Source organism: Paraburkholderia monticola, assembly GCF_001580545.1.
Taxonomy (GTDB): Bacteria; Pseudomonadota; Gammaproteobacteria; order Burkholderiales; family Burkholderiaceae; genus Paraburkholderia; species Paraburkholderia monticola.
The window spans coordinates 402,124-424,376 of sequence record NZ_LRBG01000037.1 but is presented as its reverse complement, the minus strand read 5'-3'; the positions used below and the strand labels follow the sequence as shown (position 1 = coordinate 424,376).

The 22,253-nt window shown below is 61.8% G+C and carries 17 protein-coding genes and 1 pseudogene; 11 read left to right on the top strand and 7 right to left on the bottom strand.

The window, feature by feature from the left end; all coding sequences use genetic code 11:
* The first annotated feature begins 47 nt into the window (after positions 1–47).
* The 5 genes and pseudogenes from CI15_RS25950 to CI15_RS25930 all read left to right on the top strand — a co-directional run bounded on the left by CI15_RS25950 (position 48) and on the right by CI15_RS25930 (position 5,857).
* On the top strand, positions 48–698 hold the full coding sequence (locus CI15_RS25950; RefSeq protein WP_062133183.1) for a response regulator: 651 nt from the start codon (positions 48–50) through the stop codon (positions 696–698).
* Positions 699–905: 207 nt separating this feature from the next.
* Entirely contained in the window at positions 906–1,442 is a 537-nt protein-coding gene (locus tag CI15_RS25945; protein WP_062133180.1) for a fimbrial protein, read from the top strand.
* A 180-nt stretch (positions 1,443–1,622) separates the two neighbouring features.
* A pseudogene (gene tssH, locus CI15_RS25940) lies at positions 1,623–4,052 on the top strand (type VI secretion system ATPase TssH); the annotation flags it as partial.
* A 777-nt stretch (positions 4,053–4,829) separates the two neighbouring features.
* Positions 4,830–5,213, top strand: coding sequence for an SHOCT domain-containing protein (locus CI15_RS25935; protein ID WP_062133177.1), 384 nt, complete (start codon positions 4,830–4,832; stop codon positions 5,211–5,213).
* Between the two features lie 89 nt (positions 5,214–5,302).
* Positions 5,303–5,857: a hypothetical protein gene (locus tag CI15_RS25930; RefSeq protein WP_082814303.1), complete on the top strand. Its 555-nt coding sequence runs from the start codon at positions 5,303–5,305 to the stop codon at positions 5,855–5,857.
* Between the two features lie 7 nt (positions 5,858–5,864).
* Here CI15_RS25930 and CI15_RS25925 read toward each other — a convergent pair whose 3' ends face one another.
* Positions 5,865–7,451 (bottom strand): phospholipase D family protein, encoded by a 1,587-nt coding sequence (locus tag CI15_RS25925; RefSeq protein ID WP_062133174.1) that lies wholly within the window; start codon positions 7,449–7,451, stop codon positions 5,865–5,867.
* A gap of 169 nt (positions 7,452–7,620) precedes the next feature.
* Between CI15_RS25925 and CI15_RS25920 the strand changes: the two genes are divergently transcribed.
* Together CI15_RS25920 and CI15_RS25915 are read left to right on the top strand one after the other, a co-directional pair.
* Positions 7,621–8,409, top strand: a complete 789-nt coding sequence (locus CI15_RS25920; RefSeq protein WP_062134182.1) for a hypothetical protein — start codon at positions 7,621–7,623, stop codon at positions 8,407–8,409.
* A 299-nt stretch (positions 8,410–8,708) separates the two neighbouring features.
* Entirely contained in the window at positions 8,709–9,791 is a 1,083-nt protein-coding gene (locus CI15_RS25915; protein ID WP_062133171.1) for an AI-2E family transporter, read from the top strand.
* 181 nt (positions 9,792–9,972) lie between these two features.
* Here CI15_RS25915 and CI15_RS25910 read toward each other — a convergent pair whose 3' ends face one another.
* A complete protein-coding gene (locus CI15_RS25910; protein WP_062133168.1) occupies positions 9,973–12,084 on the bottom strand; it encodes a glycoside hydrolase family 28 protein in 2,112 nt (703 codons plus the stop codon).
* A gap of 638 nt (positions 12,085–12,722) precedes the next feature.
* On the opposite strand from CI15_RS25910, the gene CI15_RS25905 reads away from it, so the two are divergent.
* The 3 genes from CI15_RS25905 to CI15_RS25895 are packed head-to-tail and all read left to right on the top strand — an operon-like array spanning position 12,723 to position 14,659.
* Positions 12,723–13,706, top strand: a complete 984-nt coding sequence (locus CI15_RS25905) for a porin family protein (RefSeq protein ID WP_062133165.1) — start codon at positions 12,723–12,725, stop codon at positions 13,704–13,706.
* A gap of 9 nt (positions 13,707–13,715) precedes the next feature.
* Positions 13,716–14,249, top strand: coding sequence for a helix-turn-helix domain-containing protein (locus CI15_RS25900; protein WP_062133163.1), 534 nt, complete (start codon positions 13,716–13,718; stop codon positions 14,247–14,249).
* Positions 14,246–14,659, top strand: coding sequence for a VOC family protein (locus CI15_RS25895; protein WP_062133161.1), 414 nt, complete (start codon positions 14,246–14,248; stop codon positions 14,657–14,659). The genes CI15_RS25900 and CI15_RS25895 overlap by 4 nt, the downstream gene beginning before the upstream one ends.
* 106 nt (positions 14,660–14,765) lie before the next feature.
* Here the strand turns inward: CI15_RS25895 and CI15_RS25890 are convergent, their stop codons facing one another.
* Both CI15_RS25890 and CI15_RS25885 read right to left on the bottom strand, forming a co-directional pair.
* The gene (locus tag CI15_RS25890; RefSeq protein WP_062133159.1) at positions 14,766–15,164 is read right to left on the bottom strand and encodes a hypothetical protein; all 399 of its coding nucleotides are present in this window, start codon (positions 15,162–15,164) and stop codon (positions 14,766–14,768) included.
* A gap of 51 nt (positions 15,165–15,215) precedes the next feature.
* A complete protein-coding gene (locus CI15_RS25885) occupies positions 15,216–17,051 on the bottom strand; it encodes a S10 family serine carboxypeptidase-like protein (protein WP_062133157.1) in 1,836 nt (611 codons plus the stop codon).
* A gap of 664 nt (positions 17,052–17,715) precedes the next feature.
* Here CI15_RS25885 and CI15_RS25880 point away from each other — a divergent pair.
* A complete protein-coding gene (locus CI15_RS25880) occupies positions 17,716–18,183 on the top strand; it encodes a lipocalin-like domain-containing protein (protein ID WP_062133155.1) in 468 nt (155 codons plus the stop codon).
* A 48-nt stretch (positions 18,184–18,231) separates the two neighbouring features.
* Here the strand turns inward: CI15_RS25880 and treA are convergent, their stop codons facing one another.
* The 3 genes from treA to CI15_RS25865 form a co-directional block, all read right to left on the bottom strand.
* Entirely contained in the window at positions 18,232–19,908 is a 1,677-nt protein-coding gene (gene treA / locus CI15_RS25875) for an alpha,alpha-trehalase TreA (protein WP_062133152.1), read from the bottom strand.
* A 361-nt stretch (positions 19,909–20,269) separates the two neighbouring features.
* On the bottom strand, positions 20,270–21,070 hold the full coding sequence (locus CI15_RS25870; protein ID WP_062133146.1) for a transporter substrate-binding domain-containing protein: 801 nt from the start codon (positions 21,068–21,070) through the stop codon (positions 20,270–20,272).
* 136 nt (positions 21,071–21,206) lie between these two features.
* Positions 21,207–22,133, bottom strand: coding sequence for a LysR family transcriptional regulator (locus CI15_RS25865; RefSeq protein ID WP_062133143.1), 927 nt, complete (start codon positions 22,131–22,133; stop codon positions 21,207–21,209).
* Positions 22,134–22,253: the final 120 nt, after the last annotated feature.

Here is a 22,253-nt window from a genome sequence, read left to right as displayed (position 1 = left end):
TGTTTTTGTACGAAAAAGGTTTTCACCAGTGTTGCTATGGAGTTTGAGTGAGCAGAATCAGAGTGGGTATTGCGGACGATCACCCCTTCATCCTCCTCGGCGTCGACCATCTTCTTCAGCGTCATCCTGATATCCAGGTCTGCTTCAAAAGCGAAAGTATTGGCAGGTTGCTCCAGCTTCTGGTTGACGTACCCGTTGACGTTCTCGTCTGCGATTATGAATTCGAAGGTGATCCGTATGCCGATGGACTCAACCTTCTTGACCGGATCCGACGTGTCGCTCCCGCCGTAAGCGTTGTCTTTCTCAGCGCACATTCCTCGACGCACATCATCTCGTCCGCGCTCAATGCGGGGGCGGCAGGCTTCGTCGGTAAGGGGCCCGAGGGTTTTGTCGGTCTTGTTACCGCCGTTCGTGTCGCAAAAAATAAGAGAGTCTTTCTGCCTGATTCCATTGCGAACAGGATACTGTCCACACCCGGGTGCGCAGCGGAAGGCGGATCTTCTCTCGATTCACTATCTGAAAAAGAATTGACAGTCGTGCGGATGATTTGCGATGGGATGTCGATCGGGGCGATCGCCGAGCGACTCAATCGCAGTCGCAAGACCGTTAGCAATCAGAAGAACGCTGGCATGAAGAAGCTCGGTGCCAGAAACGACGTCGAACTCGTCACGATCGTTCGCGAATGGTCATGCTCGTAACAATTGCCGCCCTTCACGGGCCGCGTCTGTCTTTCTCTCTTTGCTGGTCCTTTCTTCTTCTCGACTGATCACGTGTACTTTCATTTTGGGCGTCGGCCCATTAACAGTGATTCGCTTCGATGAGATCATTCCTCTGCCTTGACGATCGCTGGAAGCCCCCGGCTTGACAAGGGTTTGAAGTTTTCAAATGGCACTAAGAGGAATTTAATGAAAAAGCAAGTCACGCAACTCATGATCGCCCTGATGGGCCTGTCCGTCGCGCCGATGGTTTTCGCTCAATCTGCACCGGGTACTGGCCAAGTAACGTTCAACGGCGAACTGTACGACGAAACCTGTGTGATCAACGCGGGTGATGAGAACAAGACGGTCACATTGCCGACCCTGTCTACGCAGTCGCTGGCTGCAGCTGGCCAAGCCAACGGCTCGAAGATGTTCGATATTTCGGTATCGGAGTGCCCGGCATCCCTGGCTAGTGTCGCGGCGCATTTCGAGACTACGAACATGAACCCGAGCACGCGTAACGCCATCAACCAGGCAGTCACTTCGCCGGCTAAGAATGTCGAAGTGCAATTGCTTGACAGCGATGGCACGACGCCGATTCTGCTGGGTAGCACGGGTACGTTCTTTACTGTCGCGGGCGACGGCACCGCAACGATGACCTACGGCGGCCAGTACTACGCAACGGACAAAACCGAGGCCGGTTACGTGACGGCTGTTGTTCGCTATACGCTGGCATACCAGTAAGCCAATCTAAGCCGAATGGCATCGGGTTGCTCTTCTAGCTCGAAAGCAACCCGAAGTGGCGTTCCGCTTACCTGTTGCGTGGAGGAGCGCATTTCTTCGATGAAGTTCCCTATTTTGTTGGCCGCGGCGGTCGCCTGCAGTGTGGTCTCGTTTGCCGCACAAGCTGCTATCACCATTACTGGTACACGAGTTATTTACCCGGCGAAAAACCGTGAAGTGAATGTTCGCTTGAACAACGTTGATAGTCGTCCTGTCCTGGTTCAAGCATGGTTGGACGACGGCGATGCTGCGGCTGCACCGAATGAAATCAAGGTGCCATTTACGCTGCTGCCGTCGGTATTTCGAGTCGAACCTCACAGAGGGCAGGCTTTGCGCATCATGTTCGCGGGCGGCGATATGCCGACGGATCGTGAATCCGTCTATTGGCTGAATGTTCTGGAAATTCCGCCGAAGCCTAAGGATGCCGATGAGCGGAACATGATCCAGCTCGCGTTCCGTACGCGTATCAAGATGTTCTACCGGCCCGCGTCGTTGCTCGATGACCCAACCGCACAGCGCGCTCAACTGAAGTGGCATGTCGAGTCGGACGACAAAGGTCAAAGCGTTGTTCGTCTGACCGGCGACGCCGGGGTCGGCAAGACGGCGGTCGTCGAAGGACTCGCGCGCGCGATCGCGGCCGGCGAAGTACCGCCGAAGCTCGCCGACGTACGGCTGTTGAGCCTCGACGTCGGTGCGCTGCTGGCCGGCGCGAGCATGAAGGGCGAGTTCGAGGCTCGGCTGAAGTCCGTGCTCGAGGAGGCGGCGAAGTCGCTAGCGCCGATCGTGCTGTTCGTCGACGAGATTCACACGCTGATCGGCGCGGGCGGTCAGGCTGGCACCGGCGACGCGGCGAATCTGCTGAAGCCGGCGCTCGCCCGCGGCACGCTGCGCACCATCGGCGCGACCACATGGGCCGAGTACAAGCGGCACATCGAGAAAGACCCTGCGCTCACGCGGCGCTTCCAGGTGCTGCAGATCGCCGAGCCCGAGGAACCGTCTGCGATAGACATGGTGCGCGGGCTCGCGCGTACACTCGCGCGCCATCATGGCGTCGTGGTTCTCGACGAGGCGATTCGGGCGGCAGTGACACTGTCGCATCGCTATATTCCGTCGCGCCAGTTGCCGGACAAGGCGATCAGCCTGCTCGATACTGCCTGCGCGCGGGTTGCGCTATCGCAGCATGCGCCGCCGCGAGAATTGCAGCGGATTCGCGAGCGGTTGCAAGCCGCGCGCGTCGAAGCCGAGCTGCTCGACAATGAGGCGCGCATCGGCCTTGGCAGCGAGTCGGCACTGGCCGACGTCAATGCGACCATCGCGACGCTCACGCTCGAAGAACGTGCCATCGAAGCCGCGTGGCAGGCGCAGTCAGATGCGGCGAAAGCGCTCGCGAGCGCACGCGAGGTGGTGAGCGAGCGCAACGCCGATGCCGGACCTCGAGCCGATGGGGCGGACAGCGCTGCGAGCTCGCTGGAGACCCTGCGCGAACTGGAGCGGACGTTATCGAACCTGCAGGCGGGCACCCCGCTCGTGTTCCCGGAAGTTGGCGAAGCGATCGTTGCGGAAATCGTCGCCGACTGGACCGGTATTCCGGTCGGACGCATGGTCACCGACGAGGTCAGCGCCGTTCAGATGCTGCCTGCTACGCTTGCAGCGCGCGTGATCGGCCAGCACGACGCATTGCAGCAGATTGGCGAGCGCGTACAAACGGCGCGTGCCGGCCTCGCGGACCCGCGCAAGCCGCTTGGCGTGTTCCTGCTCGCGGGACCGTCCGGCGTCGGCAAGACGGAAACCGCCCTGGCCCTGGCGGAGGCGCTCTATGGCGGCGAGCAGAACCTGATCACGATCAACATGAGCGAGTACCAGGAGGCGCATACGGTGTCGGGTCTGAAAGGGGCGCCGCCTGGCTATGTCGGTTACGGCGAGGGCGGCGTGCTGACGGAAGCGGTGCGCCGACGTCCGTACTCGGTTGTACTGCTCGACGAGATCGAAAAAGCGCACGGCGATGTGCACGAAATGTTCTACCAGGTGCTCGACAAGGGCTACATGGAAGACGGCGACGGGCGCTATATCGATTTCCGCAATACGACCATCCTGATGACCAGTAATGTCGGCTCCGATCTCAACGCGAACCTGTGCGCGGACGAAATGCTTGCGCCGGACATGGATGGCCTGCGTTCGGCGCTTGCGCCCGAGTTGCTGAAGGCGTTTCCGGCGGCGTTCCTCGGGCGCATGACGGTGGTGCCGTATCGTCCGTTGGGTCCGGATTCGCTTGCACGGATCGTGAGCTTGCATCTCGATCGGGTCGTTCGGCGTATGGCGGACAACAACCGCATCGTGCTGAGTTATGCGCAGGAGGTGGTCGACTACATCGTCGGGCGCTGCCTGGTGCAGGAGACGGGCGCGCGTCTTCTGATCGGCTTTATCGAACAGCACGTGCTGCCGCGTCTCGCGCGGGAGTGGCTCGATGCGTTTGCATCGAAAAGCGCACTCACGCATATGACGATCGAGGTGGCCGATCCGGCCGCGGCGCCTGCCGACGCACTCGTGTTTCAGTCGTCCTGCCTGGTGTAGTCCTTCGCGTTGGCGGGGGCGGACTGGCGGCTACCCGTCAGTTCTCATTGAATCTCAGTGGTAACTATTGGATTCTCGCGGTCAATTGAACTCCCGCAAACATTAAGTCCAACAGCTTTCAGCCGTGCATTGCCCGATTACCCTGTGTATTCGTGTCGTCACGCATGGAGCGGTATCCGCACGCCTGTGTCCCACCAGGTCGCTTTACTCGTAAGTCGGTTCGCCTGGTTATCTGCGGCCGTTGGAGCAGTGTTCATAGCTTCGATTTTCATGGCCTTGGCCGTCGGTGACGCTCTGGGCGCCAATCCAGCAGCCTCCGCGACGACCGCCCGCAGTCGCGAGAGCGACAACGGCTTCGTCACCTTCGTGTCATATCCGCGGCCTCATAGCGCGCGCTCCTCCGGCGTCACCGACGCGCAGGCCGCGGATTTATTCAGATTTGCTTACGAAAGTGAACTGCTACTGCGCCGCGGAAGCGTTCGTTCTTTGACCTTGCGTCCACTCATGCATATTCAATGCCACGCGGCGTGATCGCCGCAGCAACGACAATTTTCATTCGAACGGAATCCTTAAAAATTGCTCGCGTTACTCTATCGAGATAAGCTATAAAGGCAAAAAGGTCCGCATCATGAATGTGCGTCGCGTTAAGTGAGGGACACGCTGTCGTGGTAGATTTCAGCGTTGCCGCGCTGATCCCATGCGCCATCCATAGCGGGCAACCCGAGGTCGGAATCCGTTAAGCCTTTCAATTGCAACCGGAATGACTGGAGAACAACAATGCTTTTCTTTAATGATGGATTCACATTCCCGAATTTTCTGGCCGACGTTTTCTCCATCTTCATCTTTATTCTGTGGTTCTGGCTGCTGATCACGGTGTCGGGCGACCTGTTCCGCCGCCATGATGTGTCCGGTTGGGGCAAGGTTCTGTGGGTGATCTTCCTGATCATCCTGCCGTATATCGGCATCTTCGCGTATCTGCTCACGCAGCATCGCGGTATGGCGGAACGCAATCAGGAGCGGGCCAAGCAGGCGCGCGAAGATCTGCGCAGCGTGGTGGGCTTCAGTGTCGCCGACGAACTCGAAAAGCTCGACAAGCTGAAAGCGTCCGGTTCCATTTCCGCGGACGAGCACGCCCGACTGCGCGCCAAGCTCGTGCAGTAAGCGGCAAGTAGCGGATTGCTGCCACGCGCGAGGGCGCGCCGTCCGTCTCGCCGTGGCGCTTGCGCGATCGAACGTAACGGGAGGAATTTATGCTGACCCACCTCGCCCACGTTCCGGGTTCTGCCGCGCGGACCGCGCGCGTGTCGTCAGGTGGGCGCCGCGCCGCGCTCACCTGCCTGACGGCGTTGATGCTCGCCGCTTGCGTACAACCGTGGCAACAATTCCAGGCCGGCCAGGATCAAGCGGCGATCATCGCCCGAATGGGTCAGCCGCGCGAAGTCTACGACCTGCCCGGAGGCGGCCGCCGGCTGATGTGGCCGACCCAGCCGATGGGCTCGACCACCGTCGCCGCTGATATCGACGCTTCAGGCAAGATCGTGAGCGTGCGCCAGGTCTTGCAGCTCAGCGAATTCAACCGCGCAGAAATCGGCAAATGGACGCGCAACGATGTGCTGATCAATTTCGGCCGTCCCGCGCAAACGCAGTTTTTCCGCCTCTCGCAACGCGAAGTCTGGTCGTATCGCTACATCGAAAACAACATCCACCACATGCTGTTCAATTTCGCGTTCGATACCAATGGCGTGTTGCGCGAAACGCAGCGCTCGCCCGATCCATTGCGCGATCGCGATATGCGGCGGTTCTGAACAGGCCCTAAAGTAACGACTCGATCGGCATGACCGACAGCATCCACACGCCGAGCCGTGCGTACCAGGTCGCATTCGGTTCGGTGTCGTGGCGGGTTTCGACGTCGCCGTTGGTCTCGATCCAGTACAGCTTGCCGTTTTCGTCGAGATGCACCGAGTACGCGACTTTAGGCAGCAGCGCGAGGAACTTTTGATCGACGCGCGTCGCGAGATCGGGGCTGTCGATCACGAGGCCAAGCTCGGTATTCAGATGCGCGGAACGCGGATCGAAGTTGAATGAACCGACGAAAACCCGTTCCGAGTCCACGATGAAAGTCTTCGCGTGGAGGCTCGACCCTGAGCTGCCGAACGGACCCGGCGACTGTTCTTTCTTGTACGGGACACCCGCCACGCGCCGCAATTCGTACAGGTGCACACCGTTTTGCAGCAACTCGGTGCGCCGCCTGATATAGCCCGAGTGGACGGCGACGACGTCGGTCGCTTCGAGCGCGTTGGTCAACACGCGCACATCGACGCCCTGGGCCGCGAGCCCGCTCAGATACTGCGTGCCCGTGCTCGCCGGCACGAAATACGGCGAGACGAGGTCGAGCGAGTGGGTCGGTTGGCCCACCACCTCGCGTAGCTGGTGAACAATCAGCCCTTCCGGTGGCGCTTCGTTCAAGCCCTTCGCCGGGTCATCGCTGACCAGCTTCGTTTTGGCCCAGTCGAGTGGCAGCTTGTCGTCGAGCAGGTTCTGCACGACGCGCGGACCGCGTAGCGCTTCCTTATAGTCCGCGGCCGCGGGATCCTGCTCGATCGCCTGCGCCCGACGCTCCAGCTCGGCCAGCTCATCGACGCTTTCGTGCGGCAAGATCTTCTCGACCGGAAACGCCGACGCGCTCGCCCAGTAGCGGTCGAAATCGCGCGAGACGTCGGCCGCGGCCGGCCCGACCGCGAGCACGTCGAGGTCGGCGAAGACGACGCCGTCGGTGGCATCGAAGTACTCGTCGCCGATGTTGCGGCCGCCGAGAATCGTCGCGGTGGCGTCGGCGGTCAGGGATTTGTTGTGCATGCGCCGGTTGGCGCGCGAAAAGTCGGTCACGAAACCGAGGAACTTCGGGCTGCGCACGACGAACGGATTGAACAGACGCACCTCGATGTTCGGATGCGCATCGAGCGCCGCGAGCGTCGGGTCGAGCGCGGAAGCGATACCGAGATCGTCGAGCAGCAGGCGCACCCGCACGCCACGGTCCGCCGCCTCGTGGATCTGTTCGAGCAGCAGCGTGCCGGTCAGGTCGTCGCGCCAGATGTAGTACTGGATGTCGAGCGTGCGTTGAGCGGAACGGATCAGGTCCATGCGCGCGGCGAACGCGACATGCGCATCCGCCAGCGGATAAATCCCCGCGAACCCCGGGTGCGCGGCAAGCTCGGGTGCGACCGCGCGACCGAGATCCGTGGTGGCGGCCACCGCCGGCGACAATGCCTGCGACTCCTTGCGATCCTCGAGCGACGGCAACCCTGCGCAGCCGGCGAGCAGGCTTGCGCAGAGCAGCGCGCACAGCGAGCCGGCAAATCGACGAGGCGGGAACGACGGGTGGTGTGTCTGCGCTTGCATGGAGTCCTGGTCTTCCGTTGGCTTGCAGTCAACTTGCACTGGTTGAGAAGAATACTATGAGCGTGTCCCCATCGGTGTGCCGCCAGACGCCCTTGTTGCGCAAAGCGCTTTGTCCGATGATACGGGCATGGCGCCTTCGAGCGTGCCGCCCACTCTGGAGTCGAGCAACGTGAAGATTTCCCGCTTGCTGCTTGCTAGCGTGCTGCTGTTCGTGGTGGGCACCGCGCTGCAGATGATCTGGCCGCTCGCCCAGCCGGCCTCGTATCATCACTTCGCCGATCAACGCTCGCTCGGGCAACTGCACAATGCGTCCGACGTGCTGTCGAACGTCGTCATTCTGATCGCCGGTCTGCTCAGTCTCGGCTGGGTTCTGCGGCATGCGTCGAACCAGCCCGCGCAATTTCCCGGCATGGTCGTCGCCGCGTTCGGTCTGCTCTTCACGGCGTTCGGCTCGGCTTACTACCACATGGCGCCGAACGACGCGACGCTCGTCTGGGACCGTTTGCCCATGACGATCGTATTCGCCGGCATCCTCGCCATGCTATGGACGTCGTGGAGCGGACAACGGGTCGGCTGGGCGCAGATGCTGATCATGGTGGTCGTGTCGCCCGCCACCGTCGGCTATTGGCTCCTGTTCAACAGTCTGTGGCCTTACGCGATCCTGCAGTTCGGCGGGCTCATGCTGATCGTCGGCATGACGCTCACGCGCAAGGTGGACGGCCTGGTCGCGTGGACGCTCGTGATCGTCTTCTACGGGGTCGCGAAGATTTTCGAAAGCCTCGACTGGCAGATATGGGAACTGACGCATCACGTGATCGCCGGCCATGCGTTGAAGCATGTGTCGAGCGGTCTCGCCGGCGCGTCGATGATTCTGGTTGCGAACGCGGCGCCGCGCGCCGTCGTGGGCATCGTGCCGCGCCGGCCGGGGGGCATCGGGCAGTCGCGCACGCCGCGTTGAAGCCGCGCTCGCGCGAAGTGAGGTGGCCGCTGCCCCCACACCACTGCCGCTCCTACCTCGAATACGTCGCCAACGCGGCGTTCTGAACCCGCATTTCGAGGCGCCGGCCCGGGGTTGGCCGACGCAACGATCTGTCGCGCTTTTTATGTGAGCTGTCATCGTTCTGTGCGAAGATCAGTGCTGTCCATCGCGCGCGCTGCTGTGTAAGCGGATCGTACGGCGGCGCGTGCGCGGCCATCGCCTCGTCCTCGGGGCGGGCGCGGAGCGCACCTGTTTGCGGATTCGTGGAGTCCTGACCAATGACCGACAGATTGCAAGCGTCCGTATGCGTAGTGGTGCTGTTGCTGATTGTGGGCTGGGTTCTGTATATCGGCCGCGCGGTTTTCGTGCCGATCGTGTTCGGCGCGATCGCGGTGTACGTGGTGGTCGACTTCACGCGCCTGCTGCAACGCATTCCGCTCATCGGACCACGGCTGCCGGTGCAGGTGCGCTACGGACTCTCGATGTTCCTGATCGGGGCCGCGATCTTCTTCGCGGTCGACATGCTCGTCGCGAACTACGACGCGCTCGTCGCGCTCGCGCCGCGCTACCAGGACTCGGTCCTGCTGATGATCCACAAGATCTCGACGCTGCTGCACCTCGAAAGCGAGCCGACCTGGGAGTCGCTGCGGCGGAACATGCTCACGCAGCTGAATATTCAGTCGATGGTGACCGGCATGCTGGCGTCGCTGTCGTCGGTGATCATCGATCTGTTCGTGATCGTGCTGTATGCGAGCTTTCTGCTGGTCGAGCGCAGTACGTTCGGCGAAAAGCTCACGAACATGACCGCTAATTCGACCAACGCGGCGCGCATCCGGGGTGTCGTCACCGACATCAACCGGCGCATCGGCGCGTATCTCGCGCTGAAGACGTTTCTCGGCGTGCTGCTGGGTGCGATCTGCTGGCTCGCGATGCGCAGCGTCGGCCTCGAGTTCGCCGGGCTGTGGGCGATCCTGACCGCGCTGCTGAACTACGTCCCGTACATCGGCTCGGTGCTCGCGATCGTGTTTCCGGTGTTGATGTCGGTGCTGCAGTTCGGCGACCTGAATTCGATCCTCGTCGTGGTGGTCTCGCTGACCGCGATTCACTTCGTGATCGGCAATATCCTCGATCCGTATCTGACGGGCAACTCGCTGAACCTGAGCCCGTTCGCGATTCTCGCGAGCATGGCGGTGTGGTCGGCGCTGTGGGGGGTGCCGGGCGCGTTTCTCGCGGTGCCGATCACCGCCAGCGTGGCGATCATTTTCTCCGAGTTCGAAATGACGCGACCCGTTGCGGTGTTGCTGTCGAAGAATGGCCGGCTTGCCCTTGGCAAGAACGGCAAGACTGAACAAACCGCGTAAAGCGGCCGCTTCGGCAGCGGCCGCCGCCCCGAACGCGCCATCTACCCGGCGCATCCAATGAAGACGGCCCGTGCGAACTGTTCCGCGCGGGCCGTCGAATGAAACACGTCTACTTCGATGCGTGCGGCTTACCGCCGCCGCACGCCGTTGCCATCAGCGCGAGGCGCTGACCGTCTGATGCTTACTGCGAAGAACCCGACCACGTCTGGCCGCTCGTCGACGTATCGCCGATGGCCGGGAAGTCGACGTACGCCGCGCTGCAATCGACCGCATCCTTGGTGCTCAGCTGCTGCGACGCGGAGCCGGTCAGCACGACACGGTTCGCGGTCGACGCGAAGATCGGCAGGTTCACGTTGTTCAGCGTCAGATTCGCATCCGAAGCGGTGACCGACACGAGTTCCGGCGAGTCGGCGAGCACGTTGTTCAGCGTCATGCCGAGCGGAATTTGCGCGTGCGTGATGCCGCCCGAGTTCGCCTGGAAGCCCTCGAAGATCGCCGACGTCGTACCGATGATATGGACGTTCGACAGCGTGATGGCGTGGAAGTCCGGATAGAGCGGCGAAGTCGGATTCGACAGTTGCTTCGTGCTGTAGTACGGCGTGAACAACAGCGCCTGGCCGCTATTGCGGATACAGATGTTGTTGTAGTTGATGTTCGTCACGAGACCGCCGCGCGCCCAGTCGGACTTGATGCGCAGTGCCTGTTCCGAAGTATCGAACGAGTTGTCGTACACCTGGACGTTCGTCACGCCGGCATTGGTCTCGCTGCCGACCGACACGCCGTGACCCGCGTAGATATGGTTGTGCGCGATGACGAAACCATACTTGCGATCGGTCGCGACGTCGCGATTGCCGTCGACGCCGTACAGGCCGGAATTGGCCGGGCTCGGGTTGTTGGAACCTTTGATCGCAATGTCGTCGTCGCCGGTGCTGATGTAGTTGTACGCGAACACGACGTTCTTCAGGTAACCGTCAAACGCGAGCTTGCCTGCCGTCGACGACTTGGTGCTGCTGATCACCGGTGCCTGCGTGGCTGCCTTCGAGGCCGAACCCGGGTCGAACGCGTCGGTGTTCTTCGCCGTATCGACGGTCGGCACCATGCCCAGATAGTTCGGGTTGCCGTTGCCCGCCGGGTTCGCCGAAGCCGAGGCCGACGGCGTCTGCACCTTGACATTCCAGACCGTGAAACCGTCGATACCGCTCGGCACGACGTGGAAGTTCGCGCTGTTGTGCAGCGTGATGCCGAACAGCGTCAGGTTCTTCGCGTAGTTGAACACCATCATGCGGAAGTTCGACTGCGAGCCGACACCGGTCGTGCCGTTCTCGACCATGTTGCCGAGCCACGCGAGATCCCACCACGTCATGTGGCGCGCCGAAGCCTTCGAGTCCACGAACGTGCCGCCGTCGTCGCAGGGAATGCCGTCCCCGGCCTGCGTACCCGTCGCATACGCGGCGTAGGTGTTCGTACAGGTCTGGTCGACGCGCATCAGCGGATAGAGCGGGTTCGAGCTGACGATTTCCGATGCCGCCCGGCCGTCGATCGTGCCGCCACCGACCACCGCCGAGTTCACCATGTAGTTGCCGGTGATCAGCGCCGCACAGTTGCCCGAGCTACCTGCCTTGGTCGAGCTGACTGCGGTGTTCGCGCAGTACGGTCCGGCCGCGTTCGGCGAGTAGGCCATCACGTCACGCGTCGCGTAGAGGGTCACGCCGTTGTCGATCCACAGCGTCACGCCCGAGGGCAGCGTCAGCGGGCCCGTGATGAACGAGTTGCCCGCGCCGGTGCTCGACACGACGAGGCGCACCGCGAACTTGCTCGCGCGATACTGCGGAGCCGCGAGGGTTTGCGCCGATGCGCCCTTGATGTTGATGTTCGGCACTGCTGCCGCGGTTTGCGACGCGGCTGCCGCGGCGTCGGCCGCGTAGATCTTGGCGCCGACTTCGGCGTCCACGGCGGCGCCGCAGGCGTCGAGCGCGGCCTGGATGCGTGCCTGGTCCGGATTCAGGATCGCCGACGTAGTGCCATTGTCGGCTTCAGGTCCGAGCGCGCCGCTCGGCTGGCTCACGAGGTTGTTGCTGGCTTCGAGCGTGCTGCAGACCTGGGCGTCGGTCGGCAGTTGCGGCGCCGCGGGCAGATCGGCGTCGCTGGTCGTGGTGCCGACCTTGAAGGCGGCGGGCGTGGTCGTTGCCGGCGGGGTGGTGCTCGCGTTCGATGCGGCCGGCGCATTATCTCCGCTGCCGCATGCCGCGAGCAGCGCGGCCAGGCAGGTTATGACGGTGACTCGGTAAAGCATGGGGTCATCCTTTTTATTTAAGAAGACTAACTATCTAGACGTGTTCCAGCTCAGCGAGACGGATCTCGATGGTGGGTTGTTTTTATTCTTGACGGGGTGGGGGCTTGGCGTTGCCGCATGCCGGGCGACATCGCGCATCGCACGCGAGCGCTCGCCGCGGCGGCGCTCGCAGGCGCGGCGGGGAGTGCTCGTGAAGCGTCGCTCGGAAGGGCATCTATCGATCAGCCTGGGTTGGTTTTGTCCGCGGCGAGGGGCGCAGCGATACGCGGTCTCGGCGCGTTAGTCATACGACGACATATAAATAGTAAATGAAGGCTGTGTCTACGTACATGCAGTACTTACCCCAACTTACAGCCTGTAGATTTGTTGACCCTGGAATCATGCGGTCCTCCGGGGTGGTCGCCTCTCGAAATTCTTATGCGGGGATTACCCGCGTAAGACCAAGGTATACGATGACATATAACATAGGCTGCGGATATCCGCAGTTCGGTCGTCATCTCCTTGAATATTTGGAAAAGTTTCAGTGCGCCGCCTGACGCAGAATTCACGCAAACCCATGCAACAATGGCCTCGGGTTGCGGCCACAGCGAGTGGCTGGACCTGACGTGTCTTTCCATCAGCACGAGGCCTGCCACTCGATGACAAAGCCGACCAGGGCGCTCCTCATTGCCGCGACGGTTCTCGGCGCGGCGGCCGGCCGGGCATCGGCCCAGGAGCTCGGGCTGTTCGCCGGGCCGCTGACCGGCGAGCACAGTCATTCGTACTCGTGGCAACTCGACTACACCGAAGGCATCGGCCGATACGTCGCCGGCAGCGTGAGTTGGCTCAACGAAGGCCACATCCCCGATCATCATCGCGATGGCCCGCTCGTCCAGTTGTGGGGCAGGGTGCCCGTGATGGACCGGCGCGTGGTGTTCGCGGTCGGTGTGGGGCCCTATCGCTACTTCGATACCGAAGCGGCCGAGCAGGGCGAGGGGTATTCGAATACGCACGGTTGGGGTGTCGTCTATAGCGCGCGCGCCACGTGGTATTCGACGCAGCGCTGGACCGCGAATCTGCAGGTCAATCACGTGCAGGTGACCCACGGTGAGTCGACGACCGCGATCATGCTCGGCGTCGGCTATCAGCTCGACGCGCCAGACACGCCGGGACCACGCGACTTCGCGCTGCCGCGCACGAACAAGGTGACCAACAACGAAGTCACGCTGATGGCCGGCGCGACGATTCTGAACAGCCTCGATTCGCAGACCTCGGCCGCGGAAGCGATCGAGTACCGGCGCGGCCTGACGCCGTATCTCGACGCGACGCTCGGCTATCTGCACGAAGGCAACGGCCTGTCCGCGCGACGCGACGGCGCGACCGCGCAGCTATGGCTCACGCGCGCGTTCTTCGACGAGCGCTTCGCGCTCGGCGTCGGCGCCGGCGTGTATGTCGCGATCCATCACGGCGACAGCAACGACATGCGCGACACGGGCGACGGCATTTTGTCCGGTCTCCTATCGATGACGGCATCGTATCGCTTCACTCAGCGCTGGTCGGCGCGTGTCACGTGGAATCGCGTCATGACCCGCTATAGCCGCGATACCGACGTGATTCTCGGCGGCATCGGCTATCGGTTCTGACGCGCGCTCATGCCTCGCTCACACGACTCTGACATCCCGCCGCTCCCCATCTCGCGTAACGCTGACGCGCTCGAAGACCCGGCGCTGCTGCGGCGCCTGTTGCGCGCGAAAGACCGCATGGATGCCGCCTCGCACGAAGCCTGGCCGGTGCGGCGTCTGGCCGAAGTCAGCGGCGTGTCGGAGGCGCATTTCGCGCGTTCGTTCAAGCGTGCCTTCGGCCTGCCGCCGCATCGCTATCTGCTGACGCGCCGTATCGAGCAGGCCGTCACGCTGCTGCGCGACACCGACCTCGGCATCACGGACATCGCGTTCGCAACCGGCTGGGAAAGCCTCGGCACGTTCGGCCGGATCTTTCGCGACATCACCGGCATGAGCCCGAGCGAGATGCGCGTGCAGGCCCGAGCCAATCAGGCTGAACTCGATCGCGTGCCTGCCTGCGTGCTGAAGGCCGCGCAACGCCCGGACCTGACGATCGCAGTTTTGGAGAAGCGGCGGCGCGGGGCCAGCGATACAGTCGAGCCCTCAACCAGGGAGGAATCATGAATCAGGGTATCAATGTGGTCGGTTTATACGTCGACGATCAGGACGCGGCGCTGGCGTTCTACGTCGACAAACTCGGATTTCGGGTCCACACGGACGTGAGCAACGGTGCCTACCGCTGGCTCACCGTGCAGCATCCGGAGCAGCCGTCTTTCCAACTGGGCCTGTTCAGACCTGGGCCGCCGGTCCACGACGAAGCGACCGCGCAAACGCTGCGCGCGATGGTCGCGAAGGGGGCGATGCCGCCGTTGGTGTTGTCGGTCGCCGACTGTCGCGCGAGCTACGAGCAGTTCAAGGCACGCGGCGTGGAGTTCACGCAGGAGCCGGTCGATCGTTACGGCAGCGTCGACGCGGGCTTTCGCGATCCCGCGGGCAATGGCTGGAAGATGATCCAGGCGGCCGCTCAGAAGTGAGCGTCGGCAAAACGTAGTCACGCGCCTGCGCGATGAAGACGACCGGCCGGCGGCACGTCGCACGATCGCGACGCGCCGCCGGCCGTGCTAGCGGTCTAATGGACCATCACTGCTGATGCTGCTGCAGATACTGCCTGACGTCGTTCAACGTCACACGGCCCGAATGCGCCGTGTCGATCTCGTCGAAATGTTTGGCGATAAAGCCGAGCCCATTGCTTTGCGCCTGGGCCTTGGTGATCGACGAGCCGTTACCCAGCACCGAATTCGCGCCCAGTCTGCTCTCGACGCGATTCTGAGCCTGCTGCTGCAGCGTCGAGCCGGTGGTCGGCGCGACCGCGTTGGCACGGTTGTGAGGAAAGAACGGACCGTCTACGCCATGTCCGCCGTTGGGTAGCGTCACGGGCGCCACCGGCTGCGGCGGCAACGCGTGCGCACTGACGGCGACCACACCGAGGACGATCAACGCCAGCGCACGTCGCAAGATATCGATTGAAGACATGATCATTCGCCATAAAGAGTAGTCGGAGGGTTTCGTACGAAGCGAAACCACCATCAATCAGGGCGCGGCCGCCGCAACGGACTCGCTGGTCGGCGTCGCGGCTGACGCTTCGTCAGCCCACGGCTGTGGCAGCGTCGCGAGCGTGAGCGCGCCCGCGATCGGCGTGCCACCATAGAACGCCGCGAGATCGGCCTTCATCTGCGGGCGCGCCACGTCATCCAGATAAATCATATGTCCGCCCTGGAAGAAGTTGACCTGCAGATTCGGCTTGAGACCCTGCACTGTCTTTAGCCGCGCGAGCTGCTTCTCGGTATTGAAGAACGGTGTCGCGAGATCGTGGAAGCCGTTTTCCGACAGCACCTTCAACTGCGGATTCAGCTTCAGCGCGCCGAGCAGATCGGGGATCGTGTCGGGCAACGGCTGGCCGCCGTGCGAGAAGTCCCATACCTCGATGATCGCGTCGTTCAGTGGCATATACGTCGCGTTCGGGGCCGTGTAGCCGAGGTAGTCCGGCATCTGCGTCGCCAGCGCATTCGTGAACGGCTGTGAGATCAGGATGTCCGACGGGTCGCCATCGGTCTGCAGACGCGGATCCGAGTTGGGTAACGACACACGTCCATCGTAGCGGCCGATCGTCGAGCCCGGCACCAGCGTGATGCTGAACGGATTGATGTTGAAGTAACCCTGCATCGCCTGCAACGTGAGCCCAGACTCGGCGTCCCAGACCTTTTCGAGCCACGTCGGCGGGAAGTTCGGCGGTCCCGCGAAGGTGGGCGCGCCGAGCTGGCTCAACGTCCAGTACAGCGAGTAATTCTTGAACAGGTTGTAGTTCGCGGTCACGAACGCCTCGCTGCGAAGCGCGTAGGTAGCCTGATTGATGGGCGTTGGCGATACCTGGTTGTAGTACGCCGCGACCTCGGCATAGCCCGGCATGTAGCCGCTGAGCGTATCGGTTTCGAGCGCGAGCTGATCGGTCGAACCGGTGATGGCCACTGCTTCGATCGCATCGGCGAAGTAGTTCAGGATCGAAGACTGCAGCGTGATCCCCGTCAGATGCACACCGGCCGATTCGAGCGCGAGCGCCAGGATGTCCGTGCGAGGCGTGCCGTACGATTCGCCGTACAGGTAGATCGGCGAGCTGCTGCGCGAATTGACCGTCAGGTAGCGGACGATGAAGTCGCGCATGATGTTCGCGTCCGCATCGGTGCTCCAGTAGGTCTGGTTCGTGTTCGGCAGGATCGCTTCGGAGAGCCCCGTGCCCGGCGGATCGATGAACACGAGGTCGGTCGTGTCGATCAGGCTCTCGGTGTTGTTCACGAGCGGGTAGTTCGGCCAGCTCGTGCCGTTCAGCAGCGGATCGGTGGTCGCGACACGCGTCGGCGCGAACGATCCGAGACGCAACCAGATCGACGAGGAACCCGGGCCGCCGTTATAGACGAATGTGACGGGGCGCGGCTTGCCATTGGTGCTCGGTGCCGTGTAGGCGACGTAGGACATCGTCGCTTCGGGTGCGCCGCTCGTCAGATCCGTGGCGATCAGGTGGCCGGTGGTCGTCGTGTAGTTGACGGTGGTGCTGCCGGAGGTCCATTGGTAATGCATGATCGCCGCTTTCTCGGCGACCAGCGACGCGGCGATGCCGGACGAAGCACTCGTCGAATAGCTGGTGAGATCGGTGTAGGGTTGATTGGCGGATGGCGTCTGAGGCGCGGATGCGGCTTGCGCCTGATTGGCGACCTGCGCCATGCTGCTGGGCACCGCCGACGCCGACGAACCGCCATCACTGCCGCCGCAGCCGGCGAGCATGGCGATTCCGAGCGTCAGCGCGCCTAATGCGGCTAGCCGGCCGTGACGACGGACGCGGCCATCGTCGGTATTCCTTCTGTCTGGTTTCATCTCGTTCCCTGGTGAGTGATACCGCTACATAAAGGCCGCTTTTCGCCGGTCGCGCGCGTCGGAGATCGAATAACCCGCACCGCACTCGAAGGCACGCAGCGGTTGCATCGACAGCTCTTTGCCAATGTATTAATTCAATAGGCTTGCATTAATATTTCTATTCGCTTTCCCTGATTGCCTATTGAATGGCCAAAGGAATTCCCTGTCGATTTAGCTCGACATTTCAAGAAAAATTTCAAGAACTGATTCTTTCCGATGATTACAGCAAAAATGAAAATAGGATGCGGAATGAGGTCTTGTCAAGGATAAAACGGGGATTATGCGATTCAGCATAAACGAAGCGAATCGCCGAAGAGGGGCCTTGCGGGACAAGATTGACGCGCCTGAGAGAGCTGCGACCGGAAAATGCAGATCGCGATTTATCCGCATTGCATTGAATACAAGTGCTCGACTGCGAATTCTCGTAAATGCATTGCCGGGAATTATTTTCGCTTGAAAAAGATAATTAAATGGTAAATTTAACCGGTAAAAATGCGCCATCAATAGAACTAAAAAGATAACGTCGGGATATATTTCTACCACGGGCGTTGATTGCTCGCGCGAGTGTTTGCGCGTAGTGTCGTCGGAATCAGGTTGCGAACTTCGTTTCTGGAAGGGGGCAGCGATGGCACAAGATCGGCCGAACGACAGCACTGCGTTGCTGGGAACGTGGAAGCTTCAGTCCTTCACGACCGAAGACCTGGCCAATGGCGAGAAGACCGACCTGTTCGGTGCCCATCCGGACGGTTATCTGAGCTACGGCGCCGACGGCCGCATGCAAGCCATTTTGCTCAAGGAAGGACGCAAGGCGCCGACCGGGGTCGTTCCGACCGACGCCGAGCGCATCGAACTCTATAGCGGACTCAGTGCCTATGCGGGGACCTACAGCATCGACGGCGATCTCGTCAGTCATCATGTCGACGCGTCGTGGAACGAGTCCTGGACCGGCACGGTGCAGGTGCGTCAATTCAGAATCGACGGCCCGTATCTGTACATCCGGACGCTGCCGGACAGGAACCCGGTGACGGGAAAGCACAGTACTTCGGTGCTGGTGTGGGTCAAGGTTAGACCCGAGGAGAAGGCGGGCAGATAGGAAACCGCCGGCGCGAAGCCGGCGGTTCGTGCATCACGCATTAGCCACTCACTGCCCATTCCCATACAGATCGAGCAACATCAACGTCACCCCATTGGTCCATCCGAAGCCGTCCTGCAACGGATACTCGCCACCGCCCCCGCCGCCTTCTCCCGCACCTTCGACGACGTACTTCTCGACGAGCTTCTGCTGCGTGTTGTAGACGTTCTCGACGTCCGCGAGAAAGCGCGTGCCGATCGGCTTCGCGAGATCCGCGCGTCCATAGCGCTTGAGGCCCTGAATCGCAATCCAGTGCAACGGCGCCCAGCCGTTCGGCGCATCCCATTGCTGGGTGGTGTCATAGATCGACGTCGCGAGACCGCCCTGCTTGAGCAGCACGTTCTGCACGGTCTGGGCGGTCTTCCACGCGCGATCGGGCCACGCCACACCGGCCATCAACGGATACAGCATCGCCGGTGTCTGGTTGTCGCGTGCGCGGCCGAGTTGCCAGTCGTAGTCGCCGTAATAGCCCTTGTTGTTCCACAAATAGTGGTTGATGCCTTCCGCTCGTCGCGCCGCATAGCCGATGAACTGCGCGACACAGCTGAAGTCGCGAGTCACCGAGCAGCCGCGCGCGATCGTCGTCTCGAGATGGAACAGCAGGCTGTTCAGATCGACGGGGATGATCGATGTCGTACGCACCGTGGCGAGCGTCTGGTTGTCGCCGAACCAGCGCGAACTGAAATCCCAGCCGCTTTCGGCGGTCGCGCGCAGATCGCGGTAGACCTGGTTGGCCGGTCGGCCACTCGCCTGCTGCGCGGTCTGCACATCCTCGAGATAGGACTCGTTGCGCGGGGTGTCGAGTTCGTCCCAGTAGCGGTTCAGCACGGTGCCATCCTTGAGGACGACCACATTGCGCGTCGCGCCGCCGCGCGGCGTGCTGGTCGCGCCCTGCATCCAGTACGCGTACTCCTTGCGCAACTCGGGCAGGTACTTCTGATAAACCGTGTTGCCTTCTTTCTGCGCGGCGAGCTCGACCATGTACGAGTAGAACGGCGGCTGCGAACGGCTCAGATAGTACGTGCGATTGCCGTTCGGGATATGGCCGTACGTGTCGATCATGTACGCGAAGTTGTCGAGCATGTCGTCGACGAGATCTTCCCGCCCGGACTCCTGGAGCCCCAGCATCGTGAAGTAGGTGTCCCAGTAGTAGCCTTCGCGAAAGCGGCCGCCCGGCACGACGTACGGTTTGGGCATCGGGATCAGCGAACTGTAGTCGGGCGCGCTCGTCGTCGTGCGCGTGAGGCCGGACCATAGCCAGTCGATGTGCTCGCGCAGACTCTGGTTCGGCGGCGGCGTGATGCTCTGATCGGGGGGCGGTGTGAAGTACTGGTTCACGAACGACTTCAGCGAGAAGCCCGGCTGGTTCTTCTGCGCTTCGTATAACTGTACGATCGCGGCGGGACTGCCATTCGGCGTGGCGTCGACGAACGTCTTCTGGTCGTCGAAGATCTGCGCGGTTTGCACGGCGACGAACAGATCGCCGTACAGAATGTCGGGCGCGGGCGGTAGCGGGGCGCCCACCTGGGTATCGGCCAGACAGCTCGCGGACGCGAATACGAGCGTGGCGATGCATGCAACGCCGATCGCGATCGGCGAGCGCTGCGGCATGAAGTACTGCTTGGGGCTGAGAGAAAGATGAGGGTTAGATGCGGCGCTGCTGCGAGACAGTGACGGAATGCTCATGATGCCTCCAAGGTTGTGGGCATTTCACTGGTCTCTTCGCGTGCCAATCGATGCCGTCTGCCGGCGACATGCGAGTCCGGCACGAGATGGCCGGTTTGATGGCCTCGAAAGCATTGCACGCTTTCGAAGCATCAGGCAACTGCGGCGCAGCAGAACCTGTATGCACTGAGCATGAAGAATCAAACGAGATGAACGAAGGGGACAGTGCGCGCAATGGGGGATTTGCGCGTGCTCCGTGGTTCGAAGCAATGGATGCTTCGATGGCGAGCGATTCCGGGAGAGAAACCGCTCATCGAGCAAGCGACGTACCTGCGTCGATCATTCGGCAATTCGACGCAGGTACGCGAGAACAACGAGAGACTTACTGTGCGATCGGCTGCGTCACGTCGGTGTTGAACCAATGCATCGAGATCTTTTTCAGCGTGCCGTCCTGTTTCAATTGGGTCAGTGCGTCGTCGAGTGCTTTCGCGAACTTCGGATTGTCCTTGCGGAATGGGATGCCCATTTCCTGATCGGCGCCCTTCAGCACCGCGCCCGTACGCAGCGGCAACTGCGAGTTCTTGATGATATACGGCAGCATCAGCCGGTCGTCGATCGTCGCGTCGATCCGTTTCGCGGCGAGATCGCGCAGCTTCTCGGGCGCGCCCGGATAAGTCAGCACGTTGATGCCCGGTACCGCGCGCGCCATCTGGTCGTAGTTGGTGCCGAGCGTTACGCCGATCTTCTTGTCGCCCTTGAATTCATCGAGCGATTTGAACTCGCGCTTGTCGTCCGCCCGTTGAATCAGTTGCGCGGCCGAATAGGTGTACGGCTGGCTGAAATCGAGAATCTGTTTGCGTTGCGGCGTAATGGTGACCTGATTGATGATCACGTCGAACTTGCCGCTCTGTAGCGCCGCGATAATGCCGCTCCACTCGGTCGGAATGAACTCCGGCTTCACACCGAGCTTCGCTGCCACGGCCTTCGCGACATCGACGTCGAAGCCTTCGAGTTGACCGTCCTTGTTGCGTGAGTCGAACGGCGGATAAGTGCCCTCGAGACCGATCTTCAGGACTCCGGCCTGTTTGACCGAGTCGAGCAGATCTTCGGCATGCGCCGCGAGTGCGGTGAAGCTGAAGGCGGAGAGTGCCAGCGCGTTTATCAGCAGCTTCGAAAGTTTCATTGAGTGTCTCCTCTGTACTTGAGTATCAGGCTGCACAACGCAACGATTTCATCATCGTGTCCGCAACCCGGCGGTGTCGTTACGGGGAACACGTCGGGTTGCGGGCGTCATCCTAGCACTCCAAAAGTCGTCTGTTTCATCTTTGTTCGGAGGCGGATGGCCGTGGATGAAACTCCGGCTTCGAAAAGTCGCAGAACTCGCGCGTGAGACTCGCGACGTGCGAGTAGAGCGGCTGCGGCCCGTCGCTACGATAGACCGCGTAGTACCGTACCGGCGGCAATTCCGGCTGCGAATGCAGTACCGTGAGTTCGCCTTGCCGAACGAAATCGGCGAAATAAAGCGCGGGCAGGTAGCTGACGCCGACGCCCGCGATCGTCAGCGAACACAGCGAGATCAGGCTGTTGCCCGCAAAGGCGCGACGGATCGATACGTTGTTCGATTCGAACCAGCGCTCGTAGATCGCGTCGACGCCGGAAGTGCCGGCCTGCATCAGGATCGGCCACGCCGCGATCTCGTCGAGCGACAGCGTGCGCGTGTCGCCCACCAGCGACGGGCTCGCCATCCAGGCGAGGTGCATCTTGCGCAACGGGATCGACGTGAAGCGCGGCGTGCGAATCGGGGTCGGCGCGATGATGAAGTCGATTTCCCCGGCGAACAGCCGCTCGGTCAGTTTCGTGCTGACGTCGATTTCCGGCTCGAACGACACCGCCGGATAGGCGAGCCGGATCTCGCGCACGAGGCGGGGCAGAAACGTCAGCGCGATCAGCTCGGTAATGCCGATCCGGAAGCGCCGGACTTCCTCGACCTGCTTGCCCATCCGTTCCAGCAGCCGGTCGCGCGATTGCAGCATTTCCTCGGCGGTATCGAGCAGCTCGCGGCCTTTCGGCGTCAGGCGAGGCGCGCGGTGGCTGCGATCGAACAGCGGCGTCGAGAAAAAAACTTCCAGTTCGTTGACGCGCTTCGAGATCGCGGACTGGGTCGTATGCAGGCGATCCGCGGCCGCGGCGAACGTGCCGAGCCGGGCTACCCAGTAGACCGCTTCGAGCTGCTTGAGCGTGATCACGTAGATCGGAGGATTCTTGTCGGAGAGAACCGCTGGCGCACGCGCCAGTTCGGGAATAACCCGCAGTATCGAACGTGCGGCGGCGATCTGGCAAGCGGCCAGGCGCCGAACCAGGAATTT